Source organism: Labrenzia sp. PO1 (assembly GCF_012273635.1).
GTDB classification, from domain to species: domain Bacteria; phylum Pseudomonadota; class Alphaproteobacteria; order Rhizobiales; family Stappiaceae; genus Roseibium; species Roseibium algicola.
The window spans coordinates 388,467-407,976 of record NZ_JAAXCR010000005.1 but is presented as its reverse complement, the minus strand read 5'-3'; the positions used below and the strand labels follow the sequence as shown (position 1 = coordinate 407,976).

The following is a 19,510-nucleotide window of genomic DNA, read 5'->3' as shown; positions in this document are numbered from 1 at the left end:
GCTGGCGGACGGCGAAACGCTGACCCTGACGTTCGACGTCAAAGTCAGCGACCGGAACTGGTTCCCGGAAGGCACCGACACCACCCAGATCACCATCACGATCACCGGCACCAATGATGGACCGGTGTTCTCTGGCGGTGTCTTCGATGGCGTTCTCGAGGAAGCCAATACCCCGGCACAGCTTGAAACATCCGGTGAGGTCTTCTTCACCGACCTTGACCTGTCCGACACGCCGGAAGTGACCGCTCAGTTCACCTCTGTCGAACCAGTCGCAGGCAGTGGTTTCACGCTGACGCCGGAACAGAAGGTTGCCTTCACGAATGCGCTGACGGTGCAGCAATCGGCCGGTAACGCCAACAACGGAGGCGCCACCTGGACCTTTGCAATCGCCGCAACGGCACTCGACTTCCTCGCCCAAGGCGAACAGCTGGAAGTCAAGTACCTCCTGACCGTGACGGACGATAGCGGAGCGACGGACACGCGGGAAGTGACGGTCGTCGTGACCGGCACCAACGACGATCCCACGATCTCCGAAGCGGATGTCCTGGGCGAGGTGACGGAATCCGGTGTCGGGGAAGACGGTACAGACGTTGCGACTGGCCTGATCGTCGGAATGGATGTCGATATTCGGGATGTCCTGACCTACTCCGCCTCTGTCGTTGACGGGGCACTGGGTCAATTCAGCATCGATGAGGAAACCGGTGAATGGACCTACACCATTGACCAGTTCAACGCCAATGTTCAGGCCCTCAACGAAGGCGACAGCGTCGACGAAGTCTATACGGTAACCGTATCCGACAACAACGGCGGCACTGTCACCACCGACGTGACCATCACCATCAACGGCACGAACGATGCCCCGACTATCGAGGACTACACGGGTTCGTTCACTGTTGTTCACAGCAACTCCAACAACGACGAAAGCAGCTTCAATCTTCTTGAGCTTCTGGCTGCCAACGACGTTGATGATGGTGAAACCGAAACGCTCCAGATCGATGAGATCTCGGGTACTCTCAGCCTGTCCATCGCGGGTCATCAGGTGACGCTGGATATCGCCGATCTGGAAGCCGCAGGGCTTTTGAACATCGGTGAAGCCGACGGCAGCGTGACCTTCACCCATAACCTGGAACGCATTATGGCCCAGGTAATGGATCAGGGCGAAACCGCCAACATCTCGGGTACCATGACTGTCGTGGATGTTCATGATGCGGTCTCCAACTCCGCCGAGTTCGATATTGAACTGTCGGTAGATCCGGACAAGACCAACACCTTCGGCGGTGACGACTGGACCACCGCGGACGGTGCGGGCGACATCCCTGAAATGCTTATCCCGACATTTGACGGAGACGGCGACGGTCCGCTGGTCGTCTGATCATGAAACTTCTGGAGAGGGCGCACGCGCCCTCTCCTCTCTTCTTTTTTATGTTTTTTTTGGAGCGTCTACATGGCTGTACGCAGCGCAAGGGAAAGCGTTTATCCCGCTCTCAAGGTTTATCGCTCTTCCTGGGCCGGGTTTCTTGCCGTTGGTTTCTTTTCGATCTTTGTCAATCTCGGAACTCTGGCTTCCCCCCTCTACATGCAGCAGATTTTCGACCGGGTGATGCAGAGCGGCCACCTTGAGACACTTGTCTTCCTGACGATGATCGTGATTTTTTTTCTGGCTGTGATTGCGGTTCTTGATGCAATCCGCGGCTCCATCCTCGCCAGCATAGCGAAATGGTGGGATGAAACCGTACATGCCGACCTGCTGCATGCCGTGATCCAGACCGCCAGGTCGACGGGCAAGTCCCACTCTCATGCCATGAACGACCTGGCAACAATCCGGCAGTTCGTTGGCAGTTCGAGCGTGCTACCTTTCTTCGATGGGCCCTGGGTGCCCTTCTTTGTCGGTGCCATTATTCTCATCCACCCTGCCCTCGGCTTCGTCGCCATCGCGGCCGGCGTGCTGCTTGTGATAATCGCAGGTATCAACGACACGGTCACCCGCCGCCGGATGGCGGGTGCTGCGGCGGCTCGTGTGCGGGCACAGCAGACGATTGACATCGCGACGCAACACGCGGAAAGCGTCTACAGCATGGGAATGCTGCCTGGCGTTCTCGCCCGCTACCGGAACGACAACGAACTGGTGGCCAATTCGACTTTCGCCGTCGCCGCCTTTTCAGCGAAGACAGCCGCGATCACCAAGTTCATCCGGTTCACGGCGCAGATCAGTGTCTTGGGTCTCGGGGCCTATTTTGCCACGCTGGGTGAAATCACCCCGGGTGGCATGATTGCAGCGTCAATCATCATGGGGCGCGCCCTTGCGCCTGCCGAACAGGCCATCGGCGCCTGGCGGGGCATCGTCGGCGCGATGCAGTCCCATCGTCGGCTGAACGATATTTTTCTGGCAGCTCCGCTCCACTTCGACCGGACCCAGCAGCCGGATCCCAGTGGGCACCTGCAGCTCAAAGGTGTCAATCTGCTCGTTTCAGGCCAGGAACGGCCGTTGCTGCGCAACATCACGATCGATATCAAGCCGGCAACCCTGAATGCAATCGTCGGCCATTCCGGCTCAGGCAAGAGCACCTTGTGCAAATTGTTGATTGGCGCAATGGATCCGAGTTCCGGTTCGGTCCGTCTTGACGGTGTCGCCATGCGCAATTGGGACCCGCAGCAACTCGGCCGGAACATCGGCTACCTGTCGCAGTCCGTGGAACTGCTATACGGCACTGTGAAGGAAAACATCGCCCGGATGGGCGAGCCGGACGATGAAAAGGTTGTGACTGCCGCGCGCCTTGCCGGTTGCCACGACATGATCAACGCTCTGCCGAACGGCTATGAAACCCTGATCGGCCCGGGCGGACTTCGTCTGTCCGGCGGACAGGCCCAAAGGGTCGGTCTGGCCAGGGCGATCTACAACAAGCCCAAGCTGATCATCCTCGATGAACCGAATTCCAACCTGGACAGTGATGGCGAAGCCTCGCTTCAGGAGTGCCTTGTGCTCCTTCGGGAACAGGGCTGCACGGTCATCATTGTAAGCCACAGACCCTCGGCGCTCTCGAAAGTCGATCTGATCATCACCCTTGCGGACGGCACGATTCAAAAGACGCAAACCGGCGAGGAGTTCATGAAGCACGCCATCCGCCCGGTCAGCGATATCCTGCAGAAACTTGGCAAGGTCCAGCCGGCGCAAGCGAAAGGCGCTTCTCCGGCCAACGAAACTCAGGGAGGTCAGTGATGAAAGAGCAAAATAACCCGGCGTCGTCCCTCCGTCGCTCCATCCGGCAACACTGGATCATGGGTTCGCTGGTCGTCGCGGTTTGTTTCTTCGGCACGGGAATTTGGGCAAGTTTCGCGGAGCTGTCGTCGGCCGCCATCGCCGCCGGCAAGGTCAGTCCGGACGGAAGCTTGCGCGTGGTGCAGCATCTGGAAGGCGGAATTGTACGCCATCTCAATGTCAAGGAGGGCGATGTCGTCAAGGACGGTCAGCTTCTCATGGTTCTTGACCAGGCATTGGCAACGGCGAACTATCTGTCGATCTACCGCAAGCACCAACGCTATGTGGTGACCAGAGACCGGCTGCTGGCGCAAGAGCGTGGCGATGAAACCTTTGAGGTCCAGATGCCGTCGGTCATGTCGGCCGACAAGAGTTACACGCAGTTCGTTGCCAACGAGATTACAAAATTCAAGGTACGGCGCGAGCTGCTGGGAAGGCAGCAGTCGACCTATCATGTGCAGGCAGGCCAGGTTGAAGCCGAGATCAGCAGCCTGAAGGCCCAGATAGACGGCATGGATGATCAGATCCTGCTGCTTGACAAGGAGCTGGATAGCAAAAAGGTCCTGATGGACAAAGGTCTGATGCGGCAGCCCGAGCTTCTGGCTCTGCAACGCAAGCGGGCCGAACTGTGGTCGGAGCGCAATGCCATCGGGTCAACGATCGCTCGTGCGCGGCAGAAGATCGAGGAAATCAAGATCGCGGAACTGACGGCCCTCAGCGAAGAACGCGAAAAGGTGGCCAAGGAGTTGTCGGAAATCAACGCGGAGATTGCGCAAGCCGACGAGGCGCTTTCCGCGACTTCGGACATCCTGAACCGCACAGAGATCGTCTCTCCGATCGAGGGGCGGGTGCTCAAGGTCAACTACAAGACGGTCGGCGGTGTCGTGCGGCCGGGCGAACCGATCATCACGATCGTGCCAGAGAACGAGGAACTCATCCTCGATACGCGTCTGCGCACGTCCGACATCGACAACGTGATGATCGGGATGGACGCCAAAGTTCAGCTCACCTCCTTCATGGGGCGGCACATGAAGCCCTTGACAGGGGAAGTTTTCCAGGTTGGTGCGGACGCCGAAACGGACGAGCAGACGGGAGAGCAATACTACACGGTGCGGGTCAGGGTTACGTCCGACGACATCCGGGAAGCCGGAGGCGGTTTTGAGCTGGTGCCTGGCATGCCTGCGCAGGTCTTCATTCAAACGGGAGCCCATACGCCGATGCGCTATCTGCTGGATCCTGTGCTGCAGTCCTTCGGACGGGCGTTCCGGGAAGAACGCGTACTCTAAAGCGGCTGTCGCGTGACCTTAAAATCAGAAGGCGTTGCCGGGTTTGGAAGAACAGAACCCGGCAACGCCTTTCGGCGTTTTAGGCATGCCGCAGCGACGCAATACCTTGCATGGCTCAGGCCGCCAGATAACCACCGTCTACCGGAACGATCGCGCCATGAACGTAGGAAGCGTCTTCAGAAAGAAGGAACGCGACGACCCGCGCAATCTCCACAGTCGCGGCCCAACGGCCGATCGGGATGCGGGCGTCGATCCGTGCGCGCCGTGCCGGATCTGATCGCGCGCCTTCGGAAATGCGTGTTTCCACCCAACCCGGCGCGACCGCGTTGACCCTTATGCCACTTCCTCCCCAGGCAACGGCAAGGGATCGGGTGAGGGCAGCGACCGCCCCCTTGCTGGTGCCGTAAGCAGGCGCAACGGGGTTGCCGAACCAGCTCCACATGGAGGCGATGTTGACGACGGAACCGTTGCCGCGTTGAAGCGCATCGCGCGCGGCCGTACAGGAGGTGAGCACGCCGGTGACATTCACCGCCATCACCTTCTCGAATACCGCTGCGTCCCATTCCCGGCTGTACTGGATCGTGCCCGCACAGGTGACCAGGCCGCCGAGCTCTTGCTCTTCTTCAAGGAGATGGGCAAGCGCGGCCTCATCAGTAACGTCAACCTCGACAAACCGGGCAGCTTGCGGAAAGCCTTCCTCCCGTTCCAGGCCTGCGGCCGTTACCTGCCAGCCGCGCTCGGTCAAAAGCTGCGTTGTTGCAAGACCGATACCTGTACCGCCGCCGGTGACCACAACATTTCTTGATGGCGGCATCGATCAATGTCCTTCATCGAGCAGTTGCATCGCGCGAACGAGGTCGGAAACGCCGAGTTTGCGGTAGTAGTTCGGCGCATAGGGGGCTGTGAGCGCAACCTCGGCAATATGCTTCAGTTCCGCTGAGCCGGTGACGCCGAATTCTGCGAAGGATGTGGGCAGATTTATCCGTCGGAAGAAGGCTGCAAGGGTGCGGATTTCCTCCTCGGACCCCTGCCCGGCTGCCAGCTGTGTCAAGGTGCCGAGAGCGACCATCTCCCCGTGCAGCAACCCTGAGAGCGCCGGTGTGACCGACAGGCCGCGCACCATCGCGTGGGCTATCGACAACCCTCCGCTTTCAAAGGCAAGACCGCTGAGAAGCACGGTGGCCTCCACCACGCGCTCGAAAGCTTCGTTCGGGCCTTCGGCCGACATCGCCGCTTCGCTATCGGCAAGAAGAATATCGCTGGCACGCGCGACAATGGCCTTGGTGAGTTCCGTGGGACGGCCTGCAAAGAAGTTGAGACCACCTCCGGCAAGAGCGCCTGCCAGCTCATACGGCTTTGACATCGCATCGCCAATACCGGCCGCCAGAAAGCGACGCGGTGCTCCGGCGATGACTGCCGTGTCGACCAGGACAAGGGAGGGGTTGGTCTTCATGTGACGGACGCCCTCAACCGCATGGTCCGGCGTATAGACGACGGCAATATGGCTGGTCGGGCTGTCGTTGGAGGCGATGGTCGGCACGATGGCAACCGGCAGACCGCGTTCGATTGCAGCTCCCTTGGCGGTATCGATCGCCTTGCCCCCGCCTATGCCGACAAGAAGTCGGGCATCGCCGGCTTCCCTTGCCCTGGCGATGATTTCCGCCGCGGTGCATTCCCCCCCGAATTCCATGAGGCGGGCGTCGGGAAGCTGGGAGCTGATGCGTTCACCAAGCAGGTCGCGGGCTACCGGATCAATGACCACCGCCGCAGGGCCACCGCCAATGATGGCAATTTCGTCGGCCAGGCGGTCGATGGCTCCCGGTCCCTGCACATAGCGCAGTGGAGCGCCCAGAATGCGCATTGTCATGAGTTATCCTTTCACCGCACCGGCGGTCAGGCCCTGGACGAAGTAACGAGAGAGCGTGATGAACGCTATGAACAACGGCATGGCGATCAGTGTGGAGCCTGCCATGATATCTCCCCATCTCAGGTCAAAGGCGCCGATCATCGACGCCAGACCCAGGGGCACCGTCTTGTTCGCGTCCGATCCGATCATGACCAGGGCAAAGGTGTAGTCGGTCCAGGAAAGGAGAAAGGCGAAGATCGCGACCGTTACCAGCCCGGGGACCGACAGCGGCAGTACAACACGCAGAAAAGCTCCCAGACGCGTGCAGCCGTCCACCATGGCTGCTTCCTCAAGCTCGAAGGGCATTGTCTTGAAGAACCCCCACAGGAACCAGACGCCGAGCGGCATCGTGATGGTCAGGTGAGAAATGACCAGTGACAGCAGCGTATCGTTGAGGCCGATCGCCGCGAACATTGCGTAAAGCGGGATTGCCAGCAGCAGCGGCGGGAACATGTAGGCATAGAGCATGCCGGCGATGATCATCTGTTTGCCGCGAATACGCTGACGGGTGACACCATAGGCGATCATGACGGACAGAAGCATTGTCAGGGCAACGGTGGTCACCGCAACAATGAGACTGTTGAGGAACTGCCGCGGATAGTCGGTCTGCGCCAACAGGCTGGTGTAATACTCAAGCGTCCATCGCTGCGGTACCAGAGACGGGTTCATGAGCATTTCCTGCGTGGGGCGCAAGGAAGAAACAACCATCCAGTAGATGGGAAAGGCGCTGTAGACCGCCAGAACGATCACCGCGAAGTAAAGTCCCGCCCGGCCGGCAACGCGGCGAGCCTGGATTTGTCCACTCATTTGCCTTCCTCCATCGGGAACACCCGGAAATAGATTGCAACGGCGACCATCAGGACGAAGAAGGAAAGCGTTGCGATCGCTGCGCCGCTGCCGATGTCATAAAGGGCAAATGCCTCCCGGTAGGACAGGACCGGCAGATGTTCCGTGGCACCAAGCGGGCCGCCGCCCGTCGTCAGCCAGATGACGTCGAACTTGTTGAACATCCAAACGCCCCGCAGAAGAATGATGACCGTCAGGATCGGTCGCAGCGACGGCAGGGTCACGTGAAAGAAACGCCGAACGGGCCCGGCACCGTCTACGCGCGCCGCTTCATAGAGTTGGGTCGGAACTGTCTGCAGCCCGGCGAGAAAGGTCGTGGTGACGAACGGGGTCCACAACCAGACCGAAATCAGGATCACCGACGTCATGGACGCGGTCTCGGTCTCGAACCAGTAGATCGGCGGCAGGCCCAGGTCATCCATCAGAACGGTGATGATGCCGAGCGAGCCGTCAACCATCCACTTGAAGACCAGGACGGCGACCACTGTCGGCAGAAGATACGGCAGGAATGTCAGTCCGCGCAGCAGAGAGCGGCCGATGAAATTCTGGTTCAAGAGCAACGCGAAGCCGATGCCCAGCACCACCTGCAGGACAATCGCCAACCCGGCATAGACAAAGCCGTTCCAAAGCGCGTTCCAGAACTCTGCGCTTGCAAGAACCTTGGCGTATTTTGCGAAACCGACCCAGACCGGATCGGCCGTAAGCGACGGCATGTCATAAAAGCTGAGCGAAACCGCATAAAGCGCAGGCCCGACGATCAGGACAAGGGTCGCAAGAAACCCGATACCGAGAAAACCCGGCAACAACCAGCGAGTCATTCACGAACTCCAGATGGTGTGAAAGTGAGGGGAGCTTCCACTCCCCTCTCCGTTTCGTCACTTGATCACTTCACGCATTTTGGCTGCGGCCTGATCCACGGCCTCTGCAGAATCCATCTCGCGAAGGATCTTGTTCTGCAGCATTTCAGGCATGACGAAGGACTCGAACACCTTGCCGGGTCTGACGTCAGGCGCCGGGCCTTGCGTATCAATTGAGGTGAGCACAACAGACTCGTCGGTCACAAGTTCTCGCATCTGCTCGACCACACCAGAGTATTTCTGGATCATTGCGTTGTCGCGCCAACGCTGGTCTTCATAGATATCAAGTCGCGTCGGCTGGAAGTGCACCGGTGCGGTGTGCAGGAAGTCGACCATGCGATCAGTCGTAAGCCACCGCATGAAATCCATCGCCGGACCAGTGTTGTCCGTCTTCAGGACCACCCAGCCGTCGTAGCCGTGGCTGACCGCCTTTTGCTTTCCGGACATATCCATGTAGGGCATGACGCCAAGGTTCTCGGCCAGGGTCGGGTTGTCCCGCTCTGCAGCTTCCAGAACACGTCCGGCATAGGCTCCGTGGGCCACGGCACCACCAACCAGGTTGGACAGGACATCGGAATAGCTGGCCTGAAGAGCACCTGGAGGCATCGTGCCGTAGAGCTTGGTCATGAAGTCGAGGTAGGCGGCTACCCGAGGCTTCATCTCGTCGTTGTCCAGGATCACGTTCCATTGGTCGTCGAACAGCTTGACGCCCTCGGCCCACAGGAAGGCAAACGACATCCAGTTGGTTGCCCCGTTCGATCCGATCGGGAACAGCGCGCCTTTCTGGCGGCCCTGGACAAGCGCCTCGCTGTTCTGGACGAACGCATCCCACGTGTTCGGCAGGGACAGACCGTTCGTCTCATAAAGATCCTTGCGGTAATAGATCAGCGCAAGGTTGTAGTCGAACGGGTACCAGTACACCTTGTTGTCGATGGGGAAGAGGATGTTGTTCCCCCACTGGTATTCGTCCGTCAGCTCGTTCAAGGGGACGATTTGTTCCTGCTCGGCCAATAGCAGCACGTGGCCGATGAAACCGACGTTTGCCACGTCATAAGGGGTTCCGGAGCGAATGCCATTGGTGATCTTGGTGAAGCTTTCGCCAAGCGGTACGGAATCGATGACGACCTCGACGCCTGTCTTTTCCTGGTATTCCTTGGCCACCTTCGAGAAAAAGGCGAGCGTGTCCTTGCCTGTTTCGCAGTTCAAAAATCGGATGGGCTTGTTGCCCTGGGCGCGGAGCGCCGGGGCCGCAAGGGACGAGGCTGCCAGCCCGGCGCCGGCGATACCCATGGTCTTGAGGGCCTGGCGTCTAGTCCAGAGACCTGTCTCGAATTTGCTCTTAGTCATGTTTCTCCTCCAATTGACCGCTTTCAGGTGCGGCTAAACCCTTTTGTTCAAGCTGCCCCTCCCGGCATCTCGAGGCGTTCACCGCTGGCGCGGTCAAACAGGTGGATTGCTGCTGCGGGAAGAGCGAGGTGAACGCTCTCACCAACCTTGATGTCGTCCCTGCGCTGGGTCATGACCCGCAGGCGATGACCAGCCGTCTCGCCGATGAAAAGCGTTTGCGAGCCGAGCTGTTCGATGCCCCGGACCGCGAACTCCGGACCTTCGTCGGAAATCGTGATGGCTTCGGGCCGAATGCCGGCAATCACCTCCCGCTCACCGGTATCGCTGCCGGCAGGAATGGAGACATCAGCCGACAGGCTGAGGAAACCGTTCTTTAGGTCAGCTTCAACGAGGTTCATTTCGGGCGAGCCGATGAAGCCCGCGACGAAGGCGTTTGCCGGCCGGTCGTATACCTCCAGCGGCGAGCCGATCTGCTGCACATGTCCGTCGCGCATGATGACGATCCGGTCGGCAAGGGTCATTGCCTCCGTTTGATCGTGCGTGACGTAAAGCATTGCCTTGCCGATGCGCCGCTGAAGAAGGGCGATTTCCTCTCGCATCCTGGAGCGAAGCTTCGCATCCAGGTTGGACAGCGGTTCATCGAGCAGAAACACCGCCGGGTCGCGAACAAGGGCACGACCGAGTGCGACACGCTGCATCTGTCCGCCTGAAAGCTGGCCGGGCTTGCGGTTGAGCAGGTGCGTGATGTCCAGCATTTCCGCTGCAGCGTCGACCCGCCTGGAGATCTCGTCCCCTTTCATGCCGCGCATCTTGAGACCAAACGACATGTTACCGCGAATGGTCTTGTGCGGATAAAGCGCGTAGTTCTGGAACACCATGGCGATGTCACGGTCCTTGGGCTCCAGCGTGGTCACGTTCCGGCCACCGATATGCAGTTCCCCGGCGCTGATCGTTTCCAACCCCGCGACCATGCGCAGGGTTGTCGATTTTCCGCACCCGGAAGGGCCAAGCAGAACGATGAGTTCGCCCTTGGCGATCTCAAGGTCGACGCCTTCCACCGCAACCACGGCTCCATAGGTCTTGCGCAGTTTGCGCAGACTGACTTCCGCCATTACTTGGCCTCCCCGGTTGCCCGCACGGTTTTGTGGTTGATCGGTGTGAGGGCTTCCTTTGCCTCCCGGAACCGAACGAAGCCTTCGTCGTAAGTCGCCGCGGCCCGGGCGTTGGGCGTCAAAGTCTCTGCCACGCGGATGACGCGGGCAGCGTCATCCGTGTCCGAGAAAACGCCCGCACCAATGCCCGCGATAAGCGCTGCACCGAAGGACGCGTCGCCTTCGGCGGGAACTTCGATCGTCAGTCCTGTGACATCCGCAATGATCTGCCGCCACAAGGCACTGCGTGTCCCCCCGCCGACGAGACGGGCGGTGGTGAAGCCCATGCCGCGCTGTTGCAGAACGGAGAGGCAATCGCGCAGCGTATAGGCAACGCCTTCATAGAGAGCCCGGCAGAAATGCGGTGCTCCATGCTGGAACCCCAGCCCTACGAAAGAGGCGCGCAAGTCGGGGTCCCAGTAGGGGCTCCGCTCGCCGTTGAGGTAGGGATGAAAGAGCAGACCTTCCGACCCTGCAGGGGCTTCGGCAGCTTTGGCATCCATGCCCTCGAAACCCATGTCCGAGAAAAGCGCGTCACGCAGCCAGCGATGGGCCGAGGCGCACGAGTTGGTTCCCAGGATCGAGTAGTGATGATCGGACACCAGGTGCGGGTAATGTATGACATCGTCGGAAAACCGGGGAGCGTCCGTCAATGTAGAGACCGTGCCTGCCGTGGCGAGCTTCAGGGCTCCGATGCCTTTGCGCGTCATGCCCGCTGCATAGGTTTCCGCATTGGTATCGGAGGTTCCGCAAATGACCGGTGTGCCTTCCTGCAAACCGGTTTCCTGAGCGGCCCCTGATGTCACGGTCCCCGTCGTCGCCGTCGATGCAACTATTTCCGGAAGAACATCGGATTCAAGCCCTCCCATCGCGCAGAGTTCAGACGACCAGCCCCCTGAACGTGCATCGGCAAGCATGAGCCCCCAGGCATCCGTGATGTCGGTTGCATCGCTGCCGTCGAGACGACGGCGCAGCCAATCCTTGGCCGGGCGAAGCCGGCGGATGCGGCTGTGTGTTTCCGGCTCTTCTTCCTGCAACCAGATCAATTGCGGCAGCGTCCAGGTGGGGCTGATGCGATTGCCCGAAAGGTCAAGGATCTGAGCCCCGCGTGCTGCTCTTTCCCGCACAACCTGAGAACCGGAACGCTGGTCATTCCACATGATCGCGGGCCGCAATGTGCTGCCTGACTCGTCTTCGAGCACGTGGGTGTGCGCTCCGGCCGTCACGGAAACCGCAACGATGCGATGCGGCTCCAGGCCGCCCTGCCAGATCTTCTGCAGGGATGTGACGAGTGCCGACCACCAGCCTTCCGGATCCTGTTCGCTGAATCCGGGTTTCGGTGTGAGTGTTTCGACCGGACAGGAGGCCGAAGCCACGACCTTCCCGTCCGTGGTGATGACCGTCGACTTGAGCGATCCTGCTCCGAGGTCGATCCCAAGCAAAAGGGCGTCAGACATTGGCACCCCTGTCCCGGTACGGATCGATGGAGCCGGCGCGCGGTGGAAAGCCGAGTTTGCCGGGATTGAAGAGGTTTTGCGGATCAACGGAGGCCTTGATACAGCGCAGAATATCCATTCCGACGCCGTGCTCTCCGTCCATCCAGGGGCCGCGGAAAAGGCCGCTTCCATGGTGGTGAGCGATCGAGCCGCCATGCGCGAGCGTTTCACCGTTGACGATGTCCCACATTTTTTCATGCAGCGGCAAGGCTGCAGACTGATCCATGGGAGGTAGGCGCAAGGTCATGTATTGGCACACGCCTTCCGGATAGACATGCGACCAGTGGGCACTGAAATGAGCGTCCTTGGAGACTTCCGCAGCAATCCGGGCTGCGATCGTGTCGTAAAGCGACGAAGCCTTGCTCCAGTTCACCGAGACTTCGAGCGTGTCGTTGTAGTAGCCTTTATCAAGCCACTGTTTCGTAATGGAGACGTAGCGCTTTGCCCGCCATTCGTCGAAGGGACGTGTTTCCGTTTCCACGGCATCGACGCTCTTTGCAAACTCGCGTACCAGTGCCGCTTCTGCAGCCACAATGGCTTCTTCGCCGCAAACCACGATGTTGGCCATCACTGGGCGCGTTTCAAAAGCACTGATGCCTTCGGTGCGCGAGGCGGTTTCCTTTTCGTCATAGAGACGAACGATGCGCGGATGCAGCCCCGCCTGCATGATGCGCTTGGCAAGCGAGAGGGCTGCGGTGCGATCGGGAAGTGCCAGCACGATCGCTTCTTCGGCGGGCGGCAGCGTCCAGATGCGCAGGGTCAGTTCCGTTATGACGGCAAGCGTGCCTTCACTGCCGACGATGATATCGAGAACCGATGGTCCGGAGGCCCGCTTGGGAAGCGGCCTGATTTCCAGCACGCGCCCATCCGGCATGACCGCCTTGAGACCAACGACAATGTTCTCGATTTTACCGAAGCGGCTCGATTCCTGACCACCGCCGCGGCAGGCGGCCCACCCGCCGACCGTCGAGATGGTCAGCGATTGCGGCAGATGACCGGATGTAAACCCTTCTGCGTTCAGCGCGTCTTCGAACACTTCGCCGTTCATGCCGGCTTCGACCGTCACCAGATGGTTGTCCCGGTCGATCTTCAGGATGCGGTTCATGCGCTGCATGTCGAGCATGACTTCGCCGCCCAGGGGAATGATCCCGCCGAGAACTCCGGAGCCGCTACCATAGGGAATGAGGGGGTGATCGGCCTTGCTTGCCTTCCCGACAATTGCCGAGACCTGTTCCGTTGTGGCGGGGCGCACGACGAGGCCTGGCAGCGTACCGACCAGGGCGCCTTCCCTTGCACGGAAGTTCGCATAGGGCAGACGGTCGTGTGCATAGCCGGCGCGCGAACCTTCGTCCACCAGGACGTTTTCCGCACCGACCAGCTCCGAAAGCTCGGAAACGAGATCACGATTACTCAAAGATTTTTCCTCCTCCATGCCCAATCGGATTGTTAGAAATCGCGTTGGGCAAACGTTTGCTCAAACACAAACAATTGCACTTTGGTCTGGATGTCAAGCCCGGTTTGCTGAATTTCAGATGGAGGCGACCGATGCGCGCACGATGAGATCGCCTGGAGGAAGAAGGAGACTTTCGAGCGCTGAGCCCTCGTCAGGCGCAGTTCCCTGGATCAGGTCGATGAGCCGGCTGGCTGCCGCGCGCCCCATTTCCTGGGAGGGTAAAGCCACTGTGGTCACCTGGGGATAAACGACCCGGGCAAGCAGGTCGTCATGCATCGTGACGACGGAAACATCTTCCGGCACACGGAGCTTGAGTTCGTGCAATCTGGCAATGGCCGCAGCTGCGGTCAGCAGTGTCGCGGCGTGAATTGCGGTCACGCTGCAGGCCAGCAGTTTGTCGACGGCCGCAGGTACGGCTGCAGGATCGTAGCCTGCCTGGGCAACGAATTCCTCGCCGTGGTCGAGGCCGGCGGCTTCAAGAGCCTGTTGCCATCCCTGACGCCGCATGTCGCCATTGAACCGGCCGAGCCGCCCGGCCAGATGCCCGATCCGGCGATGCCCCATGGCGATGAGGTGCTCAACCCCGATGCGGGCTGCCTCGCGGGTATCGATCGCAACGCAATTCCGGTCACCGGCCAGATGTCGGTTGAGGATCACATGCGGCAATCCCGTGCTGTTAAGCATCTGTCGCAACCGGTCATCCTCATCGAAACTCGCGATGATGACACCCTCGATGATGCTTGATCGAGAAATGTCCGTGATGATCTCGCGCCCATCCCCCTTGTCATAGGAGACCAGAAGGGCAAAACCATTCTCGCGTGCCTCGATTTCGGCTCCCACAATCGCCGACGCAAAGATCGGGTTTTCGATCTGGGGAACAACCATCAAAAGTGTCGAGGACTTTGCGGTTTTCAGGGCTCTCGCAACCGGGTTGCCGTGGTAACCGAGACGTTCGGCTGTTTCCAGAATATGGGTTCTGGTCTTTTGGGAAACACGTCCCTTGTTCTGAAGCACGCGCGAAACTGTCGACACGTTGACACCGGTTGCCTCTGCCACATCGCGCAGGGTTACAAGTGGTTTTTTGCGCTTCATTTCCCCTCCCCTGGAAACTGATGGATCGCGAGCTCAGAACCTGATTTCGCAAAATTTGCGCAAGTAGGTTTGTGCTCAGATCAATGTTCGCGCTTCACATGCGAACAAAAGCCGTGAATCCAGTCTCATAGCAGTTTTGGTGACAGGAACGCCATCTATTGCACACCCGGCCATTTCTCCGGCAGTTTCAAAGTAAAGGCCGATCCTATTCCCGCCTGACTTTCAAAAGACAACTCTCCCCCGAGCAACCTTGCAACCTGGGAAGAGATGTTCAGCCCGATACCTGTGCCGGGAGTTCCCGCCGTGCCCTGACCGCGAAAGAAGCGGCTGAACACGCGCTCCTGCTCCTCCGGCGGAATACCAACACCCCGATCGTGCACGGAGATGAAAATGGACCTGTTCTGCGCCCGGACACTCACTGAAACCGGCTCGGTAATCGGCGAATACTTCACCGCATTCGATAGAAGATTGTTGAGGATCTGTTCCGCCAGCAACCGGTCCGTCTCGATCGTTTGGGGAACCTTGTTGCCAATTTCCAGGGAAAAAGCCCGCTCCGGTGTCTCTTCACTCTGACGGGCGACAACCCGTTGAATGAGATCCTCGACATGGCAGTTTCCGGGTCTGGCCGTCACCTGTCTTTCTTCGAGGCGAACGACATCCAGCGTCGCTTCCAGCAGGCTTGTCAAACCCCGGACCTCGGAGCGCACCTGGCTTGCCCGTTGCCTGATTTCGTCGGTTGGCATCTGGCTCCCGCTTCGCAAGACGCGCTGCATCGCGGAATCGATGACGGCGAGCGGGGTTCGAAACTGGTGAGAAACCAGGGCAACGAAACTGCGATAGATCTCGGCGGTTTCGCGTTCACGCAAGAGCGACAACCGGATGCGTTGCTGTTCGGCCATCGCCCGCAACATCGTGAAGGACAGAAAGGCGCCGAGAACAATGATCGCCACGATGGAAATGATGACCTGCACGATTGCGGCACGTTGATTGTCGAGCCGCGCACCCGTTGCCTCCCATTGCCGGACCATGGACTGGTTTCCGGCGCGGCCGAGATCCTCAATCAAGGGCTGGAGAAGGTCGTGAACGGCAGACGCCGTCTGGACGTCGCCATATGACATGTCCAGGATTTTTGCCTCAAGCGCTCGTAGCGCCCCAGCCACCTTTTCCAGCTTTCCGTCCAGGCCAAGCTCTCGCATGTAGCGTCGTTGAGGCCCCTCCGATAACAGGTTCAAGCGGCTAAGCATCACGTTGTAACGCTTGTCCAGTTCAGCCGCCTTGCGGGAGATGGTCCCGACATGGCGGGAAACCTCGGCATCCAGCAGGAGCGCCGCGGATTGCGTTCGTGAGATCGCCCACAACATGTTGTCCCCCTCGTTGCGCCGCAATTCCGCTTCGGTATCGAGAAGCCGTGCGAGGGAAAATACGAGCAGCAAGACGAAGGCAACGGATGCAGTGCCTGCGACGATATAGGCGACAAGATCGCTTCTGCGCGTCATTTGATCTTCAGTTGGATTAACTGCCACACCCAGCGATAGTCGTAACGGATGTCCTGAAGGTCGGAATGCTCGTCCCGGGGATAGACGATCCAGAAAGGGCCCTTGTCCGAGGGCTGTAGCCGTTCGCCATCCATATGGGTTGCGACAAGAACATCGTACCGCACGAAGTCTTCCATCGGGATGTCGATGGTATAATCGTTGAGCGCACTGGCGGTAACCGTCTTGCCGTCGGCGCCGACGAATTCAAGCAGGTCTCGCATCAGGAAGCCGTCGAAGCGTTTTACGCCGTCCGTGACGACAGTTGAGGTCTCGAGGGTGTGACGGGGCAGTGCTTCCAGCATTGCATCGTCAAGAAGCGCGGCGCCCTCTGAGTTTGTCTTGCGGATTTTGCCGGTGACCGTCAGCCGGACCTCGCCTGCTGGGGCGGTCAATGACACGTTTTCCGATCGAGCTGTCGGAACGGATAAACCGACACCGATCAGCATGAGCATTGTCCCTGCAAATGCCTTTGACGGTTTGAGGGAAAAAAGCAGATTGGTGAACCTGAAGGAGCAGCGAAGGTGACTGCAACACCGGAACAGCGCCGCTGCCATGTCTTTTCGTCTCGTTGCCGGTAACGCTTGTTTTTCAAATGCTTCAATCAATGATCGGGCCCGCAAAGGTCAAAAAATCATTATGGCACCGGTTGTCGATGTTGCAAACATTCAACCGATGCCAGACCTCCGATGTTGCCCACGCCGAAAATTGTGCATTTCGCCCTGTCCCGAGTTCCCGCGACGCGAACAACAAGAAACAGGGCGCTGATTTGCCGGATGCCGGTGCAGACAGGACAAGGCAGTCCTGACTGCGTGAGTGATGATCAGCCAGCCGCCTTGACAGGATCGTTGATCCGGGGAGGCTGATAGGACGCCGCCTTTTCCTTCAGACTGGAAAATTTTGTCGAAAGCTGTTCGAGCTTGGCTTCCCAGGCCGGATCAGGCTGTTGCCCTTCAATTGTCCGGAAGTAGACCTCCATGATGCAGGTGACTGCAAAAGGCTCCAGCAAAGCGGACTTGACGGACCACGCGAACAAAATTGCAAACACGATGCCGCCCGCAGACCAGCTGCCTGGAACGAGATATGCGATCAGGGCGGCCGGAGCCAACATGACGAGGAAGACAAGAAACGACAGGCCGTAGACGATAAGAGTGAGCCAGGCGGCATTCTTGAGCATCGGTTTGTAATTCTGGGCGTAAAGCACCAGCCCGCTCCGGGACGAAGCCCACACGTTGTCCGAATTTGTCCGGATCGTATAGGCGAGGATGACTTCATCGATGAAACCGACGGCAATGCGCAGGAAGGCCTCGGCAATCGAGATCAGTTGCCGTGCACCGGGGATCGGCAGAAGCGTGAAGACGCCCCGCACCAGGCCCGTGATTGCGCGCAGCACACCCTTTATCAGCTGGTCCACGCCGAAAAGCACACTGGCCTGCATAAACCTTTGAGAGACTTCTTCGCGGGCGTAGGAAATCTGGGACCGCCCACCCGGCATCTCCTTGCCGTCGAGCAGCTTGACCAGAACGGCAATGTGCCCGGCCTTGACGACATAGAGAACGTATTCTCTCAGTAAGTACATCACGACGGCGACTGCACCGAACCCGATGACGCCGCCCCAGGTCGTGGTCGTTGCCTGGAAATCGGCATCGCCGAACCCGCCAATGCCCCAGCCGATGCCGGCCCCGACACCCGTTGCAAGAATGTAGGCAACGGCAGCTCCGAAATAGACCGCCATGCGCAAGATGATGAAAGGCAGTGTCTGAAACATCAGGCCTAATGCACGGCCAATAGAAAAATCCCACATATTTGGCGTCTCCTTGAACGCTCTGTTGCAATATGGCGGGAGAATATTGTCGAACGTGAGTGCTGTCCCCCTGCGTTTGAACGGGGACAGGAGAATGAAATCGCGTCAAGAAAGACCGCCCATTGACGCCGCCATCCATGGAACCGACTATCGGGCCCATCACGGTCAGATTTCAACGTGGTCTGGTTCAAAGAGCAGTTGATGCAATCGATGCCCAAATCCCGTTCGAAACTGACGGTTCTCTGTGTTGAGGACCAGTGCCATCTTCGCCAGGACATCATCGATGAACTTTCCGCTGCTGGCTATGACGCAGTCGGTGCAGCGGATGGCCGTGAAGCGCTGGACGTGCTGGAAACGGTCCGCCCACATCTCATCTTGTGCGATATCTCCATGCCCCGGCTCGACGGTTACGGCTTGCTCGAAACCGTCAGAGGCAGGCACACGCATCTCGCAGATGTTCCTTTCGTTTTCCTGACGGCTCTAAACCAGCGCGACGAGATCATTCATGGCAAGCGCGCGGGTGCGGACGATTATCTGGTCAAACCGATAGACTATGACCTGTTGCTGGCGACGATCGAGGCTCGCTTGCGCCAGGTCAGCCGGATCGATGACAGGCAAAAAAACGAACTGGAAACGCTTCGGCAGGCCCTGGCAGGCAGCAGATCGGACCGACCGCTTGGAATGAACGGCATGGAGAGCGTTCTCAACGTGCTTTCCTTCGGTATCGTGCTGGTGTCGTTGTCCGGTGTTGTCTTCGCAAATAGAGCAGCTCGGGAGATACATATGGCCAGGGACGGGCTGGTGATCGACCGGACGCTCCATACCGGTTCATCGCAGCTCGCCAACGATATCAGGAAACTGCTGGCGAATGCCTGTGAGGCTGCCTGCAAGGGCCAGGACCACCTTGCCAGCCTGACGGTGCAAAGACCGTCCGGACGCCGTGATTTTCTGCTTACGGTCTGTTCACTCCCGGACAGTACGGGACTGCCGAACGATGACGCGAAGGCGGTGATATTCATTTCGGATCTCGCGCATCGGCCAAGGATGCCGGACGAGATCCTGGCAGGCCTGTTCGATCTGACGCCGACTGAATCGGAGGTCGCCCGTGCGTTGGCGCAGGGTCGGCGAAAGGAAGACATTGCGCAGGAGCTTTCAATCGCACCGACGACAGTCGCTTTTCATTTGCGCAATCTCTTCGAAAAGACCGGAACCAATCGTCAGGCAGACCTCATCGCACTGCTTCTCACCGGCCTTGTCTCGATCAAGGAACCGCAGGGGGACGTTGAGAAACGTGGAAAGGCTGAAGCGCTTCCAACAACGTGATGACACCAAGATGAGCATGCCGGCAAATTTGTTACGCAGGTGAATTTCAACAATCAAAAAGATCACGCTGACTTCATTACGTTCGTGAAACTGAATTCACAAACTAGCCAAGGCTGGTTATATTCTCTCTGCGGTCGAAATTGCCGCGTATACTGAATTGA

The 19,510-nt window shown here is 59.0% G+C and carries 16 protein-coding genes; 4 read left to right on the top strand and 12 right to left on the bottom strand.

What is annotated here, in order from left to right:
* The 3 genes from HCG46_RS25300 to HCG46_RS25290 form a co-directional block, all read left to right on the top strand.
* The coding region (locus tag HCG46_RS25300; protein ID WP_205838682.1) for a VCBS domain-containing protein at window positions 1–1,372 on the top strand (1,372 nt) is incomplete at its 5' end.
* Window positions 1,373–1,444: 72 nt separating this feature from the next.
* A complete protein-coding gene (locus HCG46_RS25295) occupies window positions 1,445–3,217 on the top strand; it encodes a type I secretion system permease/ATPase (protein WP_022999587.1) in 1,773 nt (590 codons plus the stop codon).
* A complete protein-coding gene (locus HCG46_RS25290) occupies window positions 3,217–4,542 on the top strand; it encodes an HlyD family type I secretion periplasmic adaptor subunit (RefSeq protein ID WP_168687810.1) in 1,326 nt (441 codons plus the stop codon). The genes HCG46_RS25295 and HCG46_RS25290 overlap by 1 nt, the downstream gene beginning before the upstream one ends.
* Before the next feature lie 115 nt (window positions 4,543–4,657).
* Here the strand turns inward: HCG46_RS25290 and HCG46_RS25285 are convergent, their stop codons facing one another.
* The 12 genes from HCG46_RS25285 to HCG46_RS25230 form a co-directional block, all read right to left on the bottom strand.
* The gene (locus tag HCG46_RS25285) at window positions 4,658–5,356 is read right to left on the bottom strand and encodes an SDR family oxidoreductase (RefSeq protein WP_168687809.1); all 699 of its coding nucleotides are present in this window, start codon (window positions 5,354–5,356) and stop codon (window positions 4,658–4,660) included.
* 3 nt (window positions 5,357–5,359) lie between these two features.
* Window positions 5,360–6,409 (bottom strand): glycerol dehydrogenase, encoded by a 1,050-nt coding sequence (locus HCG46_RS25280; protein ID WP_168687808.1) that lies wholly within the window; start codon window positions 6,407–6,409, stop codon window positions 5,360–5,362.
* A gap of 3 nt (window positions 6,410–6,412) precedes the next feature.
* Window positions 6,413–7,255: a carbohydrate ABC transporter permease gene (locus HCG46_RS25275; protein ID WP_022999583.1), complete on the bottom strand. Its 843-nt coding sequence runs from the start codon at window positions 7,253–7,255 to the stop codon at window positions 6,413–6,415.
* Window positions 7,252–8,112 (bottom strand): sugar ABC transporter permease, encoded by an 861-nt coding sequence (locus tag HCG46_RS25270; protein ID WP_022999582.1) that lies wholly within the window; start codon window positions 8,110–8,112, stop codon window positions 7,252–7,254. Before HCG46_RS25270 ends, HCG46_RS25275 begins: the two co-directional genes overlap by 4 nt.
* Window positions 8,113–8,169: 57 nt before the next feature.
* On the bottom strand, window positions 8,170–9,498 hold the full coding sequence (locus tag HCG46_RS25265) for an extracellular solute-binding protein (protein WP_077293872.1): 1,329 nt from the start codon (window positions 9,496–9,498) through the stop codon (window positions 8,170–8,172).
* 47 nt (window positions 9,499–9,545) lie between these two features.
* Window positions 9,546–10,610 carry a sn-glycerol-3-phosphate ABC transporter ATP-binding protein UgpC gene (gene ugpC, locus HCG46_RS25260; protein ID WP_168687807.1) on the bottom strand — a complete coding sequence of 355 codons (1,065 nt, stop codon included), beginning with the start codon at window positions 10,608–10,610 and terminating at the stop codon, window positions 9,546–9,548.
* The gene (locus HCG46_RS25255) at window positions 10,610–12,106 is read right to left on the bottom strand and encodes a xylulokinase (RefSeq protein WP_205838681.1); all 1,497 of its coding nucleotides are present in this window, start codon (window positions 12,104–12,106) and stop codon (window positions 10,610–10,612) included. The genes ugpC and HCG46_RS25255 overlap by 1 nt, the downstream gene beginning before the upstream one ends.
* Window positions 12,099–13,559 carry an FAD-binding oxidoreductase gene (locus HCG46_RS25250; RefSeq protein ID WP_161633227.1) on the bottom strand — a complete coding sequence of 487 codons (1,461 nt, stop codon included), beginning with the start codon at window positions 13,557–13,559 and terminating at the stop codon, window positions 12,099–12,101. The genes HCG46_RS25255 and HCG46_RS25250 overlap by 8 nt, the downstream gene beginning before the upstream one ends.
* 114 nt (window positions 13,560–13,673) lie before the next feature.
* Window positions 13,674–14,690 carry a LacI family DNA-binding transcriptional regulator gene (locus tag HCG46_RS25245; protein ID WP_168687805.1) on the bottom strand — a complete coding sequence of 339 codons (1,017 nt, stop codon included), beginning with the start codon at window positions 14,688–14,690 and terminating at the stop codon, window positions 13,674–13,676.
* A gap of 155 nt (window positions 14,691–14,845) precedes the next feature.
* Window positions 14,846–16,186 carry a HAMP domain-containing sensor histidine kinase gene (locus tag HCG46_RS25240; protein ID WP_168687804.1) on the bottom strand — a complete coding sequence of 447 codons (1,341 nt, stop codon included), beginning with the start codon at window positions 16,184–16,186 and terminating at the stop codon, window positions 14,846–14,848.
* Window positions 16,183–16,671 carry a molybdopterin-dependent oxidoreductase gene (locus tag HCG46_RS25235; protein WP_209009620.1) on the bottom strand — a complete coding sequence of 163 codons (489 nt, stop codon included), beginning with the start codon at window positions 16,669–16,671 and terminating at the stop codon, window positions 16,183–16,185. The genes HCG46_RS25240 and HCG46_RS25235 overlap by 4 nt, the downstream gene beginning before the upstream one ends.
* A 374-nt stretch (window positions 16,672–17,045) precedes the next feature.
* Window positions 17,046–18,026, bottom strand: a complete 981-nt coding sequence (locus tag HCG46_RS25230) for a hypothetical protein (RefSeq protein WP_168687802.1) — start codon at window positions 18,024–18,026, stop codon at window positions 17,046–17,048.
* A gap of 201 nt (window positions 18,027–18,227) precedes the next feature.
* Between HCG46_RS25230 and HCG46_RS25225 the strand changes: the two genes are divergently transcribed.
* A complete protein-coding gene (locus HCG46_RS25225) occupies window positions 18,228–19,349 on the top strand; it encodes a response regulator (RefSeq protein WP_168687801.1) in 1,122 nt (373 codons plus the stop codon).
* Window positions 19,350–19,510: the final 161 nt, after the last annotated feature.

Excerpts from the sequence above, each read along its gene's own strand:
- HCG46_RS25295 (WP_022999587.1), top strand. The coding sequence starts at position 1,445 with ATGGCTGTACGCAGCGCAAGGGAAAGCGTTTATCCCGCTCTCAAGGTT.
- HCG46_RS25290 (WP_168687810.1), top strand. The coding sequence starts at position 3,217 with ATGAAAGAGCAAAATAACCCGGCGTCGTCCCTCCGTCGCTCCATCCGG.
- HCG46_RS25285 (WP_168687809.1), bottom strand. The coding sequence starts at position 5,356 with ATGCCGCCATCAAGAAATGTTGTGGTCACCGGCGGCGGTACAGGTATC.
- HCG46_RS25280 (WP_168687808.1), bottom strand. The coding sequence starts at position 6,409 with ATGACAATGCGCATTCTGGGCGCTCCACTGCGCTATGTGCAGGGACCG.
- HCG46_RS25275 (WP_022999583.1), bottom strand. The coding sequence starts at position 7,255 with ATGAGTGGACAAATCCAGGCTCGCCGCGTTGCCGGCCGGGCGGGACTT.
- HCG46_RS25270 (WP_022999582.1), bottom strand. The coding sequence starts at position 8,112 with ATGACTCGCTGGTTGTTGCCGGGTTTTCTCGGTATCGGGTTTCTTGCG.
- HCG46_RS25265 (WP_077293872.1), bottom strand. The coding sequence starts at position 9,498 with ATGACTAAGAGCAAATTCGAGACAGGTCTCTGGACTAGACGCCAGGCC.
- ugpC (WP_168687807.1), bottom strand. The coding sequence starts at position 10,610 with ATGGCGGAAGTCAGTCTGCGCAAACTGCGCAAGACCTATGGAGCCGTG.
- HCG46_RS25255 (WP_205838681.1), bottom strand. The coding sequence starts at position 12,106 with ATGTCTGACGCCCTTTTGCTTGGGATCGACCTCGGAGCAGGATCGCTC.
- HCG46_RS25245 (WP_168687805.1), bottom strand. The coding sequence starts at position 14,690 with ATGAAGCGCAAAAAACCACTTGTAACCCTGCGCGATGTGGCAGAGGCA.
- HCG46_RS25240 (WP_168687804.1), bottom strand. The coding sequence starts at position 16,186 with ATGACGCGCAGAAGCGATCTTGTCGCCTATATCGTCGCAGGCACTGCA.
- HCG46_RS25235 (WP_209009620.1), bottom strand. The coding sequence starts at position 16,671 with ATGCTGATCGGTGTCGGTTTATCCGTTCCGACAGCTCGATCGGAAAAC.
- HCG46_RS25230 (WP_168687802.1), bottom strand. The coding sequence starts at position 18,026 with ATGTGGGATTTTTCTATTGGCCGTGCATTAGGCCTGATGTTTCAGACA.
- HCG46_RS25225 (WP_168687801.1), top strand. The coding sequence starts at position 18,228 with ATGCAATCGATGCCCAAATCCCGTTCGAAACTGACGGTTCTCTGTGTT.